Annotated in this window: 9 protein-coding genes; 6 read left to right on the top strand and 3 right to left on the bottom strand. The window is 72.5% G+C overall.

Going from position 1 to position 16,483, the window contains the following annotated elements; translation table 11 throughout:
* Window positions 1–170: 170 nt before the first annotated feature.
* The 3 genes from ACFHW1_RS18575 to ACFHW1_RS18565 are packed head-to-tail and all read left to right on the top strand — an operon-like array spanning window position 171 to window position 3,855.
* Window positions 171–2,024 (top strand): RiPP maturation radical SAM C-methyltransferase, encoded by a 1,854-nt coding sequence (locus ACFHW1_RS18575; RefSeq protein WP_416615833.1) that lies wholly within the window; start codon window positions 171–173, stop codon window positions 2,022–2,024.
* Window position 2,025: 1 nt separating this feature from the next.
* Entirely contained in the window at window positions 2,026–2,574 is a 549-nt protein-coding gene (locus ACFHW1_RS18570) for a DUF5825 family protein (protein ID WP_416556662.1), read from the top strand.
* A gap of 12 nt (window positions 2,575–2,586) precedes the next feature.
* Window positions 2,587–3,855 carry a cytochrome P450 gene (locus ACFHW1_RS18565; RefSeq protein WP_416556661.1) on the top strand — a complete coding sequence of 423 codons (1,269 nt, stop codon included), beginning with the start codon at window positions 2,587–2,589 and terminating at the stop codon, window positions 3,853–3,855.
* 6 nt (window positions 3,856–3,861) lie between these two features.
* Here ACFHW1_RS18565 and ACFHW1_RS18560 read toward each other — a convergent pair whose 3' ends face one another.
* Window positions 3,862–5,361, bottom strand: a complete 1,500-nt coding sequence (locus ACFHW1_RS18560) for a SulP family inorganic anion transporter (protein ID WP_416568874.1) — start codon at window positions 5,359–5,361, stop codon at window positions 3,862–3,864.
* A gap of 592 nt (window positions 5,362–5,953) precedes the next feature.
* Between ACFHW1_RS18560 and ACFHW1_RS18555 the strand changes: the two genes are divergently transcribed.
* The 3 genes from ACFHW1_RS18555 to ACFHW1_RS18545 all read left to right on the top strand — a co-directional run bounded on the left by ACFHW1_RS18555 (window position 5,954) and on the right by ACFHW1_RS18545 (window position 8,243).
* Window positions 5,954–6,652, top strand: a complete 699-nt coding sequence (locus ACFHW1_RS18555; protein ID WP_416556659.1) for a LysE family translocator — start codon at window positions 5,954–5,956, stop codon at window positions 6,650–6,652.
* A gap of 54 nt (window positions 6,653–6,706) precedes the next feature.
* Window positions 6,707–7,210, top strand: coding sequence for a carbohydrate-binding domain-containing protein (locus tag ACFHW1_RS18550; RefSeq protein WP_416568873.1), 504 nt, complete (start codon window positions 6,707–6,709; stop codon window positions 7,208–7,210).
* A gap of 94 nt (window positions 7,211–7,304) precedes the next feature.
* Window positions 7,305–8,243 (top strand): beta-ketoacyl-ACP synthase III, encoded by a 939-nt coding sequence (locus ACFHW1_RS18545; RefSeq protein ID WP_416556657.1) that lies wholly within the window; start codon window positions 7,305–7,307, stop codon window positions 8,241–8,243.
* Between the two features lie 45 nt (window positions 8,244–8,288).
* Here the strand turns inward: ACFHW1_RS18545 and ACFHW1_RS18540 are convergent, their stop codons facing one another.
* Complete coding sequence (locus ACFHW1_RS18540; protein ID WP_416615831.1) at window positions 8,289–15,641, bottom strand: SDR family NAD(P)-dependent oxidoreductase; 7,353 nt, start codon at window positions 15,639–15,641, stop codon at window positions 8,289–8,291.
* Window positions 15,625–16,479 (bottom strand): alpha/beta fold hydrolase, encoded by an 855-nt coding sequence (locus tag ACFHW1_RS18535; RefSeq protein ID WP_416568871.1) that lies wholly within the window; start codon window positions 16,477–16,479, stop codon window positions 15,625–15,627. The genes ACFHW1_RS18540 and ACFHW1_RS18535 overlap by 17 nt, the downstream gene beginning before the upstream one ends.
* Window positions 16,480–16,483: the final 4 nt, after the last annotated feature.

The raw sequence follows: 16,483 nt of genomic DNA, 5'->3' as shown, positions 1-16,483 counted from the left end.
CGGCACCTGCAAGTACCTGGTCCCGACTCGGAAGGCCGAGAAGTGACCGCGGCCGGCGAAGCGTGGCTAGGACCGCGTGGAGGGCCGAAGACGTGATCGGCCGGATGGGGCGGTCCCGCCCCATCCGGCGCACCTCGGTACGACGCGCTCACCAACTGGAGGCCCGGCCCATGTCCGTATGTCTGGTCGCCATGCCCTGGCAGGCCATCGAATCACCATCACTGCCGATCGGGTTGCTCAAGGCGGTGACCGTCGCCGCCGGGCGGCCCGCCCCGACGGCGTACCACGGCAGCCTGCGCTGGGCCGAGTTCCTGATGGGAAGCAGCGGCGGCGAGCTGAGCCCGGCCGACTACACCGAGGTCGCCGAGGTGGGCCTGTTCGACGGCCTCGGCGACTGGGTCTTCGCCGGGGTGCTGCACGACGACCCCGAGTTCGGCGTCGAGACGCTGCGCCGCTACGCGGCCGAGTACGGTACCGGCATAGCCGGCCCTACCGCGATGCGCCAGTACGCCGCCGACTTCGTCGAGCTGGCCGCCGCCGAGATCCTCGCCAACAATCCCCGGCTGGTCGGCTTCACCACCACGTTCATGCAGAACGTGCCGAGTCTCGCGGTCGCCCGGCGGATCCGCCAGCTCGACCCGGGCGTACGGATCGCGTTCGGGGGCGGCAACTGCGACGGCGCGATGGGGATCGCCCTGCACCGCAACTTCCCGTTCGTCGACTTCGTGGTACGCGGCGAAGGCGAGGTCGCGTTCCCGATGCTGCTCGACGCGCTCGACGCTGGTGACGACCTTGACGCCCGGCTCTCGCGGATACCCGGGCTGTCCTGGTGCCGGGCCGACGGCACCGCACGGCACAACCCGCAGGGCGCGCTGCTGCCCCCGGCACGCATCCCCACCCCGGACTTCGACGACTGGTTCGACCAGCTCGCCGCATCGCCGGTCGGCGAGTACATCGAACCCAAGCTGGTCCTCGAGGGCGCCCGGGGCTGCTGGTGGGGCGAGAAGCACCACTGCACCTTCTGCGGGCTCAACGGCACCGCGATGACGTTCCGGGCCAAGCCCGCCGAACGCATGATCGCCGAGATGACCGAGCTGGTCGGCCGGCACCAGACCCTCGACGTGATCATGGTCGACAACATCATCGACAACCACTACTACGCCGAGTTCCTGCCCCGCGTCGCCGCGCTCGGCTGGGACCTGCGGCTGCACTACGAGGTCAAGTCCAACCTACGGCCGACCGAGATCGACGCGCTGCGCGCGGCCGGGGTGGCCCACGTACAGCCCGGTATCGAATCGCTGGTCAGCCCGGTGCTCAAGCTGATGGACAAGGGCGTCTCCGGCGTCCACAACGTACGGACTCTGCGCGACTGCGAGTCCGCCGGGCTCACCGTGTCGTGGAACTGGCTGTACGGGTTCCCCGGTGAACGCCGCGTCGACTACGATTCGGTGCTGCGTCAGCTCCCTCGGCTGATGCACCTGCAGCCGCCGGCCGGTTCGTCGCGAATCCTGCTCGAACGCTTCAGCCCGTACTTCGAGAACCCGGTGCTCGGCTTCCCGACCCGCCGGGCCGCCCGGCTCTACCAGCACGTCTACGGCCTGCCCGAGAACGAGCTGGCCGACCTGGTCTACCTGTTCGACACCGAACCCGCCGGCCTGTCCGAGCAGGACGCCGAGCCGTTGAACGAGCTCCTCAAACGCTGGACCGACGGCTATCCGGCCAGCGCGCTGCAGCTGCTCACCGGCCTGGACGCCGACGAAATCGTGATCGTCGACCGGCGGGTCGGCTGGCCGGACCACGAACACCGCATCGCCGACCCCCGGCTGCGCCGCGCCTACGCCGAACTGGAGCACGGCCGTACCGTCCCGGCCCTGGCCGGGCGGCTCGCCGCCGCCGGGCTGCCGGTGGAGACCGACCGGCTGGCGCGGTGGCTGGCCGAACTCGACGACGCCGGGCTGGTCTTCGAGGAGAACGGCCGCTGGATAACCCTGGCGACCACCGCCGAACCGGTCAAGGTGGCTTGAGATGGGTACGGCGACGCTACTCACCGACCGTACCGATCTGGCCGCCTGGTCGCTGCGGACGGTGACCCTGCCGGAGCCGCTGGACTTCGGCCACTCCCCCGAGCAGGACCTGGCCCAGTTGCGTTTCCTGCGCGCGGTGACCAGCCACGCGGTACGGCTGCGCTGGACCCTGCGCGGGCGGCCGTCGTTCCCGCTGGACACCCACGTACACCTGGTCGCGCCGTCGGCCGGCACCGACCAGGCCAGCCGGGCCTACGCCGGCGAATGGGGCCTGGCCTACCGGTACGGCAGCTGCTACTACCGTCGCGGGCCGGGGATGGTGGTGGTCAAGGACGTCCGGCCCGGGGTCCAGGCCAGCCGGATGGTGATCACCGACGGCGCGGACGCGTTCCTGCGGCTGGCCGAGGACCCGTCCGGGGTGCCGGCGCCGGGCGACGTCGACGCGGCCGCCGTCGCCGTCGAAGCCGGGCTGGCCTGCGCCGCCGGCGACGCAGTGCTGATCCTGCCCTACCGGATGCGGCACTGGCCGGTGCCGCACGTGGCAGTGTGAGGCGGTTCGACCGTGACCGCCTCCGCGCCGCACGTCCCGCAGCCGCACGACCCGCCGCTGTACCCGTTCCGTGACTACGACGAGCTGGAGCTGGACCCACGGTTGGCCCGGCTGCGCGCCGAGTGCCCGGTGTCCCGGATCCGGCTGCCGTACGGCGGCGACGCCTGGCTCGCCACCCGGTACGCCGACGTGACGACGGTGCTCGCCGACCCCAGGTTCAGCCGGGCCGCCGCCTGCGGTCCGGACGTGCCCCGGCAGACCGAGGCCCCGCCGGTGGCCACCACCATCCTGGATCTGGACCGACCCGAACATGGCCGGCTGAGACGCATCGCGGCCAGCGCGTTCGCCCAGTGGCGCATCGAGCAACTGCGCCCGAACGTCCGGCAGGTCGCCGCCGAACGGATCGACGCGCTGCTGGCCGGCCCGGCACCGGGCGACCTGTACGCGGCTGTCGCGTTGCCGGTGCCGCTGACCGTGCTGTGCCACGTGCTCGGCGTACCGCTGGCCGACCGCGACCGGTTCCGCGCCTGGACGCACGCGCTGCTGATGCCCGGGCCGATGCCGGCCGATGAGTTCCGGTCGGTCGCCGCCGCACTGGAGGACTACCTGCGGGAGCTGATCGCGCACCGCCGTGAGTCGGCCACCGGCGACCTGCTGAGCATGCTGGTCCGGGCGACCGACGACGGCGACCGGATGACCGAGCAGGAGCTGGTGTCGTTCGGTGTGACCCTGCTCGCCGCCGGGTTCGAGACCACGGCCAGCCAGCTGGCCAGTTCGGCGTACCTGCTGCTGCGCCACCGGCGCCTCTGGGAGTTGCTGGGCCGGGAGCCGGACCGGGTGCCGGCGGTGGTCGACGAGCTGCTCCGGTTCGTGCCGCTCAACGGCGGCAGCGGGCTGCCCCGGGTGGCGACCGAGGACGTCGAGCTGGGTGGGGTGACGGTCCGGGCCGGGGAGGCGGTGTTCGCCTCGACCATCTCCGCCAACCGTGACGACGAGGTGTTCCCGGACGCGGATACCTTCGACCCGGACCGTCACCCGACGGCCCGGCATGTCACCTTCGGCTACGGTCCGCACCGCTGCCTCGGGGCCTGGCTGGCGACGATGGAGATCCAGGAAGTGGTCGGCGCGCTGGTCGCGGCGGCGCCGGGTCTGCGGCTGGCCGACCCGGACGGGGTACGGTGGCGCGCCGGGACCATCGTGCGCGGCCCGCTCGCGCTGCCGGTCGACTGGCCGACGGGCCGGACGTCCACCGGTGCGGCCGGCGGCGTACCGCCAGCCTGACCGATGTCAGTGGCCGACCCTGAGCTGCCCGGCGAGGGTGCCGTGGATTCGGGCGCTGGGCTGGTTCAGCTCGATGATCTCAGCGGTCTTGCCGCGACTGGCGTACTTGGTGGTGATGGCGTCGAGCGCGGCCACCGACGAGGCGTCCCAGATGTGCGCGTGCGTCATGTCGATGATCACCCGGTCCGGGTCGCCGGCGTAGTCGAACTGGTAGACGAGGTCGTTGCTGGAGGCGAAGAAGAGTTCGCCGTGCACCGAGTAGATCCGGGTGGTGCCGTCGGGGTCGAGCACGCTCGTGACCTCCACCATGTGTGCGACCCGGCGGGCGAAGATCACCATGGCGGTCAGGACACCGATGATCACGCCGATCGCGAGGTTGTGGGTGATCAGCACTGCGGCGACGGTGGAAACCATCACCGCGAGTTCCCCCCACGGCATCCGCTTCAGGGTGGCGGGGGCGACGCTGTGCCAGTCGAACGTCGACACCGCGACAATGATCATTACGGCGACCAGGGCGGCCATCGGGATCCGGGCGACGACGTCGCCCAGGGAGACGACCAGGACCAGCAGGAACACCCCGGCCAGGAAGGTCGACAGCCGGGTCCGGGCACCGGCCACCTTGACGTTGATCATCGTCTGGCCGATCATCGCGCAGCCACCCATGCCGCCGAAGAAGCCGGTGACGATGTTCGCCACGCCCTGCCCCCACGACTCGCGGGTCTTGTTCGAGTGGGTGTCGGTGATGTCGTCGACCAGCTTGGCGGTCATCAACGACTCCATCAACCCGACCAGCGCGACCCCGACCGCGTACGGGGCGATCACCTGCAGGGTCGCCCAGGTGTACGGGATCTGCGGCAGGACGAACATCGGCAGGCTGTCCGGCAGAGCGCCCTGGTCACCGACGGTCGGCACAGCGAAGCCGGCGACGACCGTGACGACGGTCAGCACGACGATCGCGACCAGCGGCGCCGGCACCGCCTTCGTCAGCCGGGGCAGCCCGACAATGATCACCAGCGCGACGGCGACCATCGGATAGACCAGCCACGGCACCCCGATCAGGTAGGGCACCTGCGCTGCGAAGATCAGGATCGCCAGGGCGTTGACGAAGCCGACCATTACGCTGCGCGGGACGAACCGCATCAGTCGGGCGACGCCGAGCACGGCGAGCAGCACCTGCAGCACCCCGCCGAGGATCACCGCCGCCAGCAGATAGCCGAGCCCGTGGTCGCGGGCTAACGGGGCGACGATCAACGCGATCGCGCCGGTCGCCGCGGAGATCATCGCCGGCCGGCCACCGCAGACCGCGATGGTCACCGCCATGGTGAACGACGCGAACAACCCGACCCGTGGGTCGACCCCGGCGAGGATGGAGAACGAGATCGCCTCCGGGATCAACGCGAGCGCGACCACCAGGCCAGCGAGGACCTCGGTACGGAACACCTTCGGGGACAACCACGACGGGCGGGACAGACGCGGCCGGAACGCCGCAGGGGAGAACGCAGACATACAGCCTTTTCCGATCAGGGCGCGCGGCCGCGCGCAGGGTCTCGTGTCGGGATTCGCGGACCAGCACCGATCCCGGTGGTCATGGCGACACGATCCGTCACGATCACGATGCCCCGAGAAGATGACCTGGTTGTTTCCTGGCGTCGTCGCCTCGGAAATCATCCCTCGCCGCGCCGGTCGACCAGCACGGGCAGCAGGGTGAATCTACCGTCGCGGACGGGTAGGGATGGACGCGGAGTGGCAATCGTCACCATTGCCGGATGGTGGCGCGGCGGCGGGGCCAGGACGCCGACCCCCACCAGTGGCGTGATTCGTATCGCGACTGTACACGGCCAGTCGGCACGTTGAAGTTCCATTTAGGTCGAATGGGATGGCGCCGCACTCCGGATCCGCTTACCTGACTTTTCCCTCTTTTGGGCATGCACCGGCCGGTGTATGGTCATGTCGGTCTCTCCCCCGGGGCCTGGTGCGACGGGCGGCGCACACCCGGATGTGACTCGTCCCCACGCGCAGATCGACGCATGCCTGACCGCGCCATCAGGAGGCACCCCACGATGCAACTGTCAAAGATGCCTGAGGGGTGCCGCCTTTGTTGAGCGGCAACCTCGTCACGTTCATCGGCGTGGCGGCCGCGATGGTCGTCCTGCCGGGAGCGGACTTCACCATGGTGGTACGCAACGCACTCGACAGCCGCAAACTGGGGCTGGCCACCGCCGGCGGCATCATCAGTGGACTGCTCCTGCACTCGTCACTGGCTGCACTCGGAATCGCGGCGCTGATGATTGCCTCAGCGACCGCCTACCGGGCGATCCAGTTCGTCGGCATGGGCTATCTCTGCTATCTGGGCATCCGGCTGCTCTGCAGTCGACCGAGAACGGACCCGCCGTCCGGCCGGGCGGTCCACGGCGAAAATGACGTACGCCGTCATCGTCGGATCCAAGGTAGCGGCGTCTGGCGGGCGTACCGGCAAGGCCTGGTGACCGATGTGACGAATCCCAAGGTGTTCGTGTTCTTCGCCAGCCTGATTCCGCAGTTCGTTCCTACCGGGGTGCCGGTCGGGCCGCCTACCGCCATGTTGGCTCTGCTGATCGTGCTACTGGCGATGATCTGGTATCCGATACTGGCGGTAACGGTCGACCGGGCCGGCGGCTTCCTCCGGCGACCGGTGGCCGCCCGCACGCTCAACGTACTGACCGGACTCACGCTGCTCGGGCTGAGCCTGCACCTCGCCACCGAACTGACGTTGCTGCTCGACGGCCCGGAGCCTCCCGCGCGCCTGGGATCGAGGTAGTCGGGCTGGAACGCGGTTCGCCGAAACCACCGAAGTTCATCTAGTGATATCGATGTGTTCACGCGCGTGTCCCGGCGCTGCCATCACCAACTCCAGCAACGCACCACTGCAGGTCACCGACGCCGACTAGGTCGTGATCACGCTCGCCACCGACACCACCAGCCGGCTCACCGACGCGACCGACTACGGCTATCCCGACCCGGACACCGACGAGCCGAACGCCGCCCTGTTCAGCCGCGCCATCGAGTCGGGCACGATCACGGTCGACGCTGTCAACGACGGCATCCGGGCAAGGACTTCCTCGACATCACCAGGGGAAGCCTCAATGTCACCGCCGGCGGTGACGGCATCAAGTCCGACGACACCGAGGCGGACCGAGGCCGGCTCACCATCACCAACGGCACCGTACGGGTTGTCGCCGGAGACGACGCCCGAGGTGAGTCGTCGGCAAACCTCGATCCCGGCCATGCTCACGATCGCCACCCAGACGCCGAGTCAACTATTCAATGCAGTCAGGCCATGGCGGATGTCTCGGCTGCGCGGCGGGAGGCACTATAGTCGACTGGCGGCGGATCGGCCTTGCCAGCCCTGCTCCGTAGGGGTTCCGTTGCCGCTCCGGCCGGAAGGCCGGAGTATCCACGGAAGGACTCCGATGACTGGCTCACGCATCCTCTCCGTTGGGCACTACCAGCCCAGCCGGATCCTCACCAACGACGATCTGTCCAACATGGTCGACACCAGCGACGAATGGATCCAGTCCCGGGTCGGGATCCAGACCCGGCACATCGCCGAGCCGGGCGAGACCGTCGACGAGATGGCGGCGCACGCCGCCCGCAAGGCACTCGCCCAGAGCGGCCTGTCCCCTGCCGACATCGACTACGTCTCGGTCGCCACCTGCACCGCCATCGACCGGTCGCCGAACATGGCCGCCCGGGTCGCCGCCCGCCTCGGGCTCGGCCACCCGGCGGTCATCGACGTCAACGTCGCCTGCACCGGGTTCACCTACGCGCTGGCCGCAACCGATCACGCGGTACGTGCCGGCGCGGCTCGCAACGCGATCGTCGTCGGAGTGGAGAAACTGTCCGACTTCGCCGACTGGACCGACCGTACGACGTGTGTGCTGGTCGGCGACGGCGCTGGAGCGGTGGTAGTGACCGCCGCCGACCAGCCCGGGATCGGTCCGGTCGTCTGGGGCTCGGTCCCGGAGATGTCCGACGCGGTACGGATCGAGGGGCGGTCCGGCACCTTCCAGCAGGCCGGCCAAGCGGTCTACCGGTGGGCGACGACGATGCTGCCGACCATCGCCCGGCAGGTCTGCGAACGGGCGGGGGTGGCCCCGGCAGACCTCGCCGCGATCGTGCCGCACCAGGCGAACCTGCGCATCATCAGATCGCTCGCGGAACGGATCGGCGCACCGGACGCGATCGTGGCCGAGGACGTCGTCGAGTCCGGCAACACCTCCGCCGGCAGCATTCCGATCGCAATGTCGAAGCTGGTGATGCGCGGCGACATACCGTCCGGCGCACCGATCCTGCTGTTCGGCTTCGGCGGCGGCCTGTCCTACGGAGGTCAGGTCGTCCGCTGCCCGTGACCGTCGGCTGTCACCGCCGGCACCGGCCACCGTCGACCGCCGCCATCACGGCGCCTCGAGCAACCGGGCCAGCTGCCGGGCCAACGCCCGGACCGTGGTGTTCTCGAAGGTCACGGAGAGCGGCAGCCGCAGCCCGGTGGCCAGGGTCAGCCGGTTGCCGAGCTCGACCGTGGTGAGCGAGTCGAACCCGACATCCCACAGTTCGCGGTCGACGCCGACCGCCTCCGGTGTGCCGTGTCCCAGTACCTCGGCGACATGCTGCTGGACCAGCCCGACGAGATGTTCCTCCCGTTGCCGGGGAGCCAGCCCGGCGAGCGTCGCCCGTACGTCGTCCGGTTGGCCGGCCGCCACCTCCGCCGGGTCCCCGGCCAGCCGCCCGGACCGCTGCCGAGCGGACTGACCGACGGCCGACGGCCCGGTCTCCGGCAGCAGGCGGGCCAGCCCGGTCCGCCGGTGCCCCGGTGGCTGCGGATACCGCCGTACCGGCACCAGCACCGGTTCGGGTCGACGGACTGCCTCATCGAACAGCGCCAGCCCCTGCTCCGCCGACAGGGCCGCCAGCCCGGCGCGTTCCATCCGGCGCAGATCCGTCGGGGACAGCGCGGCACCCATGCCCGAGCCGAGCCCCCACAGCCCCCAGGCAAGTGACAGCGTCCGCCGACCGGCCCGGTGCCAGCGGTACGCGAGCGCGTCCAGGGCCGCGTTCGCGGCGGCGTAGTTGGCCTGACCGGCACCGCCGGTCAGGCCGATCACCGAGGAGAACAGCACGAGATCCGCGTCCGGCGCCCCGTCGGGCAGCAGCTCGGCCAAGCGTACCGCAGCGTCTACCTTGGACCGCAGGACCCGGTCCAGCCGACGCGGGGTGAGCAGGTTGACCGTGCCGTCGTCGACAACGCCGGCGGCGTGCACCACCGCCCGTACCGGCCGGTCCGGCGGCACCTCGGCCAGCAGCCGACGGACCGCCATCGGATCAATCACGTCGCAGGCGACGGCGCGCACCTCGGCACCGGTGGCGGCCAACCGGGCCACCAGCTCGGCGACACCCGGAGCGTCCGGGCCGCGCCGGCTCACCAGCACCAGATGCCGTACGGCGTGCCGGTCCACGAGATGCCCGGCGAGCAGCGAACCGACCGCACCGGTCCCGCCGGTCAACAGCACGGTGCCGGTGGACCAGCGGACCGGGTCGACCGCCCGGTCGACGGCGCCGGCCGGCTGTTCCTCCGTCAGGCGTGGCACCGGTTCCAGCCCGGGCAGCAGCCGGCGACCCGACCGTACCGCCTGCTCCGGCTCGCCGGACGCGACCGCGTCGGCGAGCGCCTCGGCGAGGGCCCCCGGGCTGTCGTCACCGTCGTCCACATCCACCAGGAGGAACCGGTCCGGGTACTCGGCCCGCACGCCGCGCAGTACGCCCCATACGGCGGCCCCGGCCGGGTCCGCGTCGTCGCCCGGCTCGGTGGCGACAGCCCCACGGGTGACCACCACCAGCCGGCTGTCGTCCAGCGACTCGTCCGCGATCCAGCTCTGCACCAGGGCGACGATCCGCTGCGCGCTCGCCCGGACCGAGGCGGCCAGCCGCTCGCCGTCGCCGTCGTCGACGCCGCAGACCAGGACCACCTCGGGTGGGTTCGCGCCGGCCCGCAACTCGTCGTCGAGTTCGTGCAGCGACGCGTGCGCGTGCAACTGCAGCCGGCTCTTCACCGCCCCGGTAAGCCCGAGATAGTCGGCACCGAGCAGGCTCCACCGGCCGCTGACCGCCGGGGCGACGGACGGCGACGCCGACCGCCAGACCGGCCGCAGCAGCACCGGCCGGGCCGGCTCCCCGGGCGCGGCGAGCGTCCCGGCGGCGACCGGGCGGAAGATCACCGACGCCACAGTAAGCACCGGCCGACCGGCTCCGTCGGCGAGCAGCAGCGACCAGGTCAGCGGGGCCAGCCGCCGACCGTACAGGCGCAGCCGACCGGTCGTGGCGGCAAGCTGGCGTACGCCGTGCCAGGCGAACGGCAGCGGCGTGCCGCTGGACGCCTCGGCCGTCAGTACGGCCTGCAGCGCACCGTCCAAGACAGCCGGGTGGACGCCGTATCCGCTGTCTGCTGGATCGTCGTCGAGTTCGCCGGACAGTTCGTCGCCGTCGATCCGGAGCCTCCGGACGACCCGGAAGCGTGGGCCGTAGTCGAAGCCGCGGCCAGCTAGGTCGACGTACATTTGTCCGATGTCGACCGGTTGGCTGCCGGTCGGGGCGGTCGGGGCGGTCGGGGCGGCGTCCGCCGCCGGGTCGCCCAGCAGCGCGCTGGCGTGCCGGGTCCACCGCCCGCCCGGGTCCGCCGCTGGCCGGGAATGCACCGTCAACCGTCGCCGGCCGTCCGCCCCGGCAGCCCGCAGCACCAGACGGACCTCGGCCGCGCCGGGCGCCACCAGCAGCGGCGACTCCAGCACGAGCTCCGCCACCGCCCCGGCGCCGAACCGACCGGCCAGCCGAAGAGCCCACTCGACGAACACCGCGCCGGGCACCAGCACCGCCCCGTCCACCACGTGGTCGGCCAACCACGGCTGCTCGGTCGGACCGAGCCGCGCGGTCGCCACCACGTCACCGGTGTCGGGCAGTTCGACGACGGCACCGAGCAGTGGATGCCCGGTCGGTTCCAGATCGGTGCTGCGGCCCCCGGCTGGCCCGGTCGACGGCTCCAGCCAGTACCGCCGCCCCTGGAACGGGTAGGTCGGCAGGGCCACCGGCCGGCGTACCGGACCATCCGGCGGCACCACCGGCCGCAGGGTGGCGCCGGCACAGTACATCCGGGCCACGGCGATGGCGGGGCCACCCGCCCCGCTGACGTCACCGATCGCCACCGGCAACACCAGCGGCGGCGGGTCCCCGGCGCCGGCCGGGAATCGCCCGGCGGGTGCCGATCCCGCGACGAGCTCCAGGTAGCGGCGGATCCCGTCGTCGGTTAGCCGCTGCAGACCGGCGGCCACGTCGACTGGCCGGTGGCCGTACCGCAGCCAGTGCCCGGCAGTCGTGATCACCTCGGCCGGGACCGGCGCCCCGGTGAGCGGAGAGACCACCGGCAATCGCGGGGCGGCGAAGGTGAGTGAGCCGACGACCTCGGCGTAGTCGGCCGGGACGGCGGCACCCCCCGTCGGGTCCGTCGTCGGTGTCGCGTCGGCCGGCCGGGTCAGGTCGCTCAGTGCCATGGCCAACCGGCAGGCGTCGGACAGCGCCAGCATGCCTGCGGCGTGGGCGGCGGCCACCTCGCCGACCCCTTCGCCGAACAGCACGTCCGGCTGCAGGCCGAGATCGGTCACCAGCTGGTGGGCGGCCAGCGACCCGGCGAACAGGACGGCGTCGGCGACCCGGTGCCGGCCGCCGACCGGACACGGATCCGGGTCCCCGGTCAGGATCGTCAGCAGCGGGCCGGGCAGGTACGGGTCGAGGTGTCCGGCCACCTGGCGCAACGCTTCGGCGAACACCCGGTGCCGGCGAGCGAGCCCGGCCACCGTGGCGCGGATGGACGCGAGCCGGGCTGTCTCATCCGCGGGAAGCGGGCCGGGGAACAGGAACGCGGTGCCACCAGGGACGGCGGTGCCCTGGACCAGCCCAGGCGCCGGCTCGCCGTACCGCAGTGCGGCCAGCGACCGCAGCAACTCCTCCCGGTCGTCCCCGACCACCACCGCCCGACAGGACAGCGATGCCCGGCCGGTGGCCAGCGCGTGTCCGACGTCCGCCGGGTCGTCCCCGGCTCCGGTGCCGGCTCCGGCGACCGATGCGGCGAGCCGGTCGTGCAGGCGACCGGCCAGCTCCGCCAGCGCCTGCGGGGTCCGGGCGGAGAGCGGCCAGAGGACCATACCGGCCAGCGGCGCGGCCGGCGCCGTTGCCGCCCGTGCCGGCCCGGGTTCATCGGTCGGCGCCTCCTGGAGGATCACGTGGGCGTTGGTGCCGCTGATGCCGAACGAGGACACCCCCGCCCTTCGCGGCTGCGCCCCCGGCGGCCACGGCACGGGCTCAGTGAGCAGCCGGACGGTGCCGGCCGACCAGTCCACCAGCGGCGTGGGTTCGTCGAGGTGCGGCGTGACCGGCAGCATCCCGTACCGCATCGCCAGGATCATCTTCAATACGCCGCCGATGCCCGCCGCCGCCTGGCTGTGCCCGACGTTCGCCTTCAGCGAGCCGAGCCGCACCGGCCGGTCCGGATCCCGTCCGGCGTGTACGGCGAGCAGAGCGGTCGCTTCGACGGGGTCACCGAGCCGGGTGCCGGTGCCGTGGGCCTCGACCGCGTCGATGTCGTCCGGCCGTAGCCCGGCGGCGGCCAGCGCGCCGCGGACCACCCGTTCCTGAGCCGGACCGTGCGGGGCGGTCAGACCGTTGCTGGCTCCGTCCTGGTTGACCGCCGACCCGACCAGCAGGGCGAGCACCGGGTGACCGAGCCGCCGGGCCCGGGACAGCGGTTCGAGCAGGACCAGCCCGACGCCTTCGCTCCAGGCGGTGCCGTCGGCACCGGCGGCGAACGCCCGGCACCTCCCGTCCGGCGACAGTCCCCGCTGCTGGCTGAACTCCAGAAACATGCCGGGGGTAGACATCACCGCCACGCCGCCGGCAAGAGCCAGCGGGCATTCGCCGGCCCGCACCGCCCGCGCCGCCTGGTGCAGTGCGACCAGCGACGACGAGCACGCGGTGTCCACCGTGACCGCCGGCCCGTCGAAGCCGAGCACGTAGGACAGTCGACCGGACAGCAGGCTGGCCGAGGTGCCGGTCAGCAGATGGCCGCGCACCTGGTCCGGCGCCTCGTGCAGCCGGGGTCCGTAGTCCCCGGCGGTCGCACCGACGAACACACCGACCCGCTCGCCGCGCAGCATCGTCGGATCGATGCCGGCGCTTTCCAGCGTCTCCCAGCCGACCTCCAGCAGCAGCCGCTGCTGCGGATCCATAGCCAGCGCCTCACGCGGGCTGATGCCGAAGAAGTCGGCGTCGAACCGGTCCGCCCGGGTGAGGAACCCGCCGCGCCGGGTGTAGGTCCGGCCGGGCCGGCCGGGCGTCGGATCGTACAGTCGGTCCACGTCCCAGCCCCGGTCGGTGGGAAAGTCGCCGGTCACGTCGGCCCCGTCGACGAGGATCCGCCACAGCTCGTCCGGCGACTCGGCGTCACCCGGGTAGCGGCAGGCCATCCCGACGATGGCCAACGGCTCGTCGACCGCGGCGGCCGGCACCGGCCGGTCGGGGTTCGGACCGGCGGCGTCCGTGCCGCCGAGCCGGTCGGCGAGGTGTCGGGCCAGCCGCTGCGGCGTCGGATGGTCGTAGATCAGGCTCGATACCAGGGGCAGGCCGGTCTCGGCGGCCAGTCGGTCGCGTAGCTGCTCACCCCCGAGCGAGTCCAGGCCGAGTTCCCGGAACGGCAGTTCGGGGTCGACGCCGGCCGGATCCGGGTGGCCGAGCACGGTGGCGGCGTGCCGCCGTACGGCGGCCAGCGTGGCCGACAGGCCACCCAGGCCGACCGGCAACGGTCGCGGGGCGCACGGCGGATTCGCCGCCGGCCGGGAGGCGGCCGGCGACGTGACCACCGGCCGTTGGGCGGTCGGCGGGTTCACCGCCGGCGGGTTGTTGGCCGGCAGCCAGTGGCGTTCCCGCTGGTACGGGTAGCTCGGCAGGCGGATCCGCCGACCCCGACCAACGGCCGGGGCCTCGGGCCAGTCGACCGGGTCGCCAGCGACGTGGCGGTGGGCGAGCCGCACCGGTTCGGCGTACCCGCCGCTCGGTGCGGTGCCGGGAGCCACCGTGCCGGCTGCCGGGCTGGCGGCCGCGACCGCAGCCAACCCGGCGAGCAGCTCACCACGGTCGGCGGCGACCACCGCGGCCCGTACCGGCAGCACCGTACGGGTGGTCGCCAGCGAGCACGCGACGTCGCGTGGGTCAACCTCCGGATGGCCGACCAGGTAGCGGTGCAGCCGGTCGGCCTGCGCCCGCAGCGCCGCGTCGGACCGGGCGCTGAGCGGGCAGACCACGGCCGGGCCGACGGCCGCTCGTGGCGGCGGCGCAGCTGGCAGCGGCACCCCGGCCAGGACGAGATGGCAGTTGGTGCCACCGATACCGAAGGAGCTGACGCCGGCCAGCGGCAGTCGCTCCGGCACCGGCCACGGCCCGTACTCCGGCTGCACCCGCAGACCGAGGTCGGCCAGCGGCAGCCGGCCGGCGCCCGGGTCGTCCCCGTCATCGGCCCGGCCCGCGCTCGCGCCCGTCGCCGGGCCGGTGCCGGTGCGGCCTGGATGGGCGGGCAGACCACGGTAGCGGATGCTGAGCGCGGTCTTGACCAGCCCGGCGATGCCGGCCGCACCTTCGAGGTGCCCGATGTTGGCCTTCACCGAGCCGACCCGCGCCGGCTGGTCGGCGGGCCTGTCTAGGCCGACCACCGCGCCGAGGGCGGTCGCCTCCACCCGGTCGCCCCGCCGGGTGCCGGTGCCGTGCAGCTCGACGTACTGCACGTCGGCCGGCGACACGCCGGCCCGTCGGTACGCCCGCCGCAGCACCGCCTCCTGGCCGGAGACGGCGGGAACCGCCGGATCCGCGTCGTCGCCGTCGTTGTTGGTCGCTCCGCCGAGCACGACGCAGTAGATGTCGTCGCCGTCCGCCTCGGCCAGCCGCAGCGGCTTGAGCACGACCAGCCCGCCGCCCTCGCCGCGGCGGAACCCGTCGGCGGCGGTGTCGAACGGGACGCTGGCGCCGCTGCGGGACAGCACGCCGAACCGGGCGGCAGCCAGCCAGCCGTCGGGGGCCAGGTTGAGATGCACCCCGCCGGCGAGAGCGAGATCGACATCTCCGGCCCACAGCTGTTCGCAGGCGAGGTGCACGGCGAGCAGTGACGAACACTGGCCGGCGTCGACGGTCAGGCTCGGGCCGGTCAGGCCGAGCAGGCGGGACACCCGGTTGGCGATCAGCCCTCGTTGCAGGCCGGTGAAGGTGTGCCGGTCGACCGCCGCCGGCCCGGCCCGGTGCACCAGGGCCGCGTAGTCGTCGGCGATCGCCCCGACGAACACCCCGGCCCGCCGACCGGCCCACCGCTGCCGTGGCTGGCCGCTGTCCTCCAGCGCCTCCCAGGCCAGCTCCAGCATCAGCCGGTGCTGCGGGTCCAGGGCGGCGGCCTCCCGCGGCGAGATGCCGAAGAACGCCGCGTCGAACCGGTCGACCCCGGTCAGGAAGCCGCCCTGCGGGTCGGTGCCGACGTCGGCCGGCGGCAGCGCGTCCGGCGGCCAGTCGCGGCGGCGTTCCTCGGGTACCCCGCTGAACGCGGTGCCGCCGCGCCGCAGCAGGGCCCAGAATTCGGCGATGCCGTCGGCGCCGGGCAGCCGGCAGGACATTCCGACGACGGCGATCGGCGCAGGCGGCCCGGCGGACGGGTCATTGTGGGGTATCACGGTTTCCTCGACTGGTGAGAAAGTCCAGCACGGTGGAGATCACCGTCTGGTCACGCAGGATGCGCCGGTGGCCGAGCCCTTCGGTGATCACCAGCCGGGCCGTGGGGTAGGCGGCGGCCAGCCGGTGCGCGTGCCGCACGGCGATCTCCCGGTCGACGGAGTCGTGCATCACGAGCAGCGGCACGTCGATCTCCTCCGGCCGGTGCACCGGCGAGAACAGTTGCCAGATGTCGGTCAGCGGCGCGAAGAGCCGCTCGGTCCGCAACTGGAGCTGCCGCGAAATCCCCGGTCGCAGCGACAGCCGTTCGCAGAACGCCAGTCGCAGCGCGTCGAAGTCGCTCATCGCACCGATGGTGACCAGCCGGCCGGTCTTCACCCCGCACCGGACCGCGTAGTAGGCGCACAGGCCGCCGAACGAGTGCGCCACGATCGAGTGGAACGGCCCGTGCTGTCCGTGCAGCCGCTCGATGATCCGCCGGTGGTCCAGGATGGTGACGCCGGTGCCGGCCGAGTCACCGTGCCCCGGCGCGTCGTACGCCAGCACGCTGAGCCCGGCGTCGAGCAGCGGCGGCACGAACGCGGCGAACGACGCGGCCCGCGCCTCGAAGCCGTGCACGAACAGGACGGTCCGCTGCCCGTCACCCCAGTGGTAGGTCCGCACCCGCTGCCTGTCGAGGTCGATCGCGCCGACCGTCGCGGCAGCCAGCACCGGCTGTTCACCCGGCCGCACCGACGCGCGGCGGACCGGCCGGGTGAACAACCGGAACGCGACCCGGCCGGCCAGCGCGGGTGACAGGTACGACAGGCTGTTGAGACCTTTGCTGACCAGTACGGACATCGGC

This window comes from Micromonospora sp. LOL_014, from assembly GCF_048060245.1.
Classification (GTDB): Bacteria; Actinomycetota; Actinomycetes; order Mycobacteriales; family Micromonosporaceae; genus Micromonospora_E.
Note: the sequence above shows the minus strand (reverse complement) of the source record. Positions and strands in the feature narration are given on the sequence as shown.

Coding starts and splice junctions, on each gene's coding strand:
- ACFHW1_RS18575 (WP_416615833.1), top strand. CDS start 171: ATGTCCGTATGTCTGGTCGCCATGCCCTGGCAGGCCATCGAATCACCA.
- ACFHW1_RS18560 (WP_416568874.1), bottom strand. CDS start 5,361: ATGTCTGCGTTCTCCCCTGCGGCGTTCCGGCCGCGTCTGTCCCGCCCG.
- ACFHW1_RS18570 (WP_416556662.1), top strand. CDS start 2,026: ATGGGTACGGCGACGCTACTCACCGACCGTACCGATCTGGCCGCCTGG.
- ACFHW1_RS18545 (WP_416556657.1), top strand. CDS start 7,305: ATGACTGGCTCACGCATCCTCTCCGTTGGGCACTACCAGCCCAGCCGG.
- ACFHW1_RS18535 (WP_416568871.1), bottom strand. CDS start 16,479: ATGTCCGTACTGGTCAGCAAAGGTCTCAACAGCCTGTCGTACCTGTCA.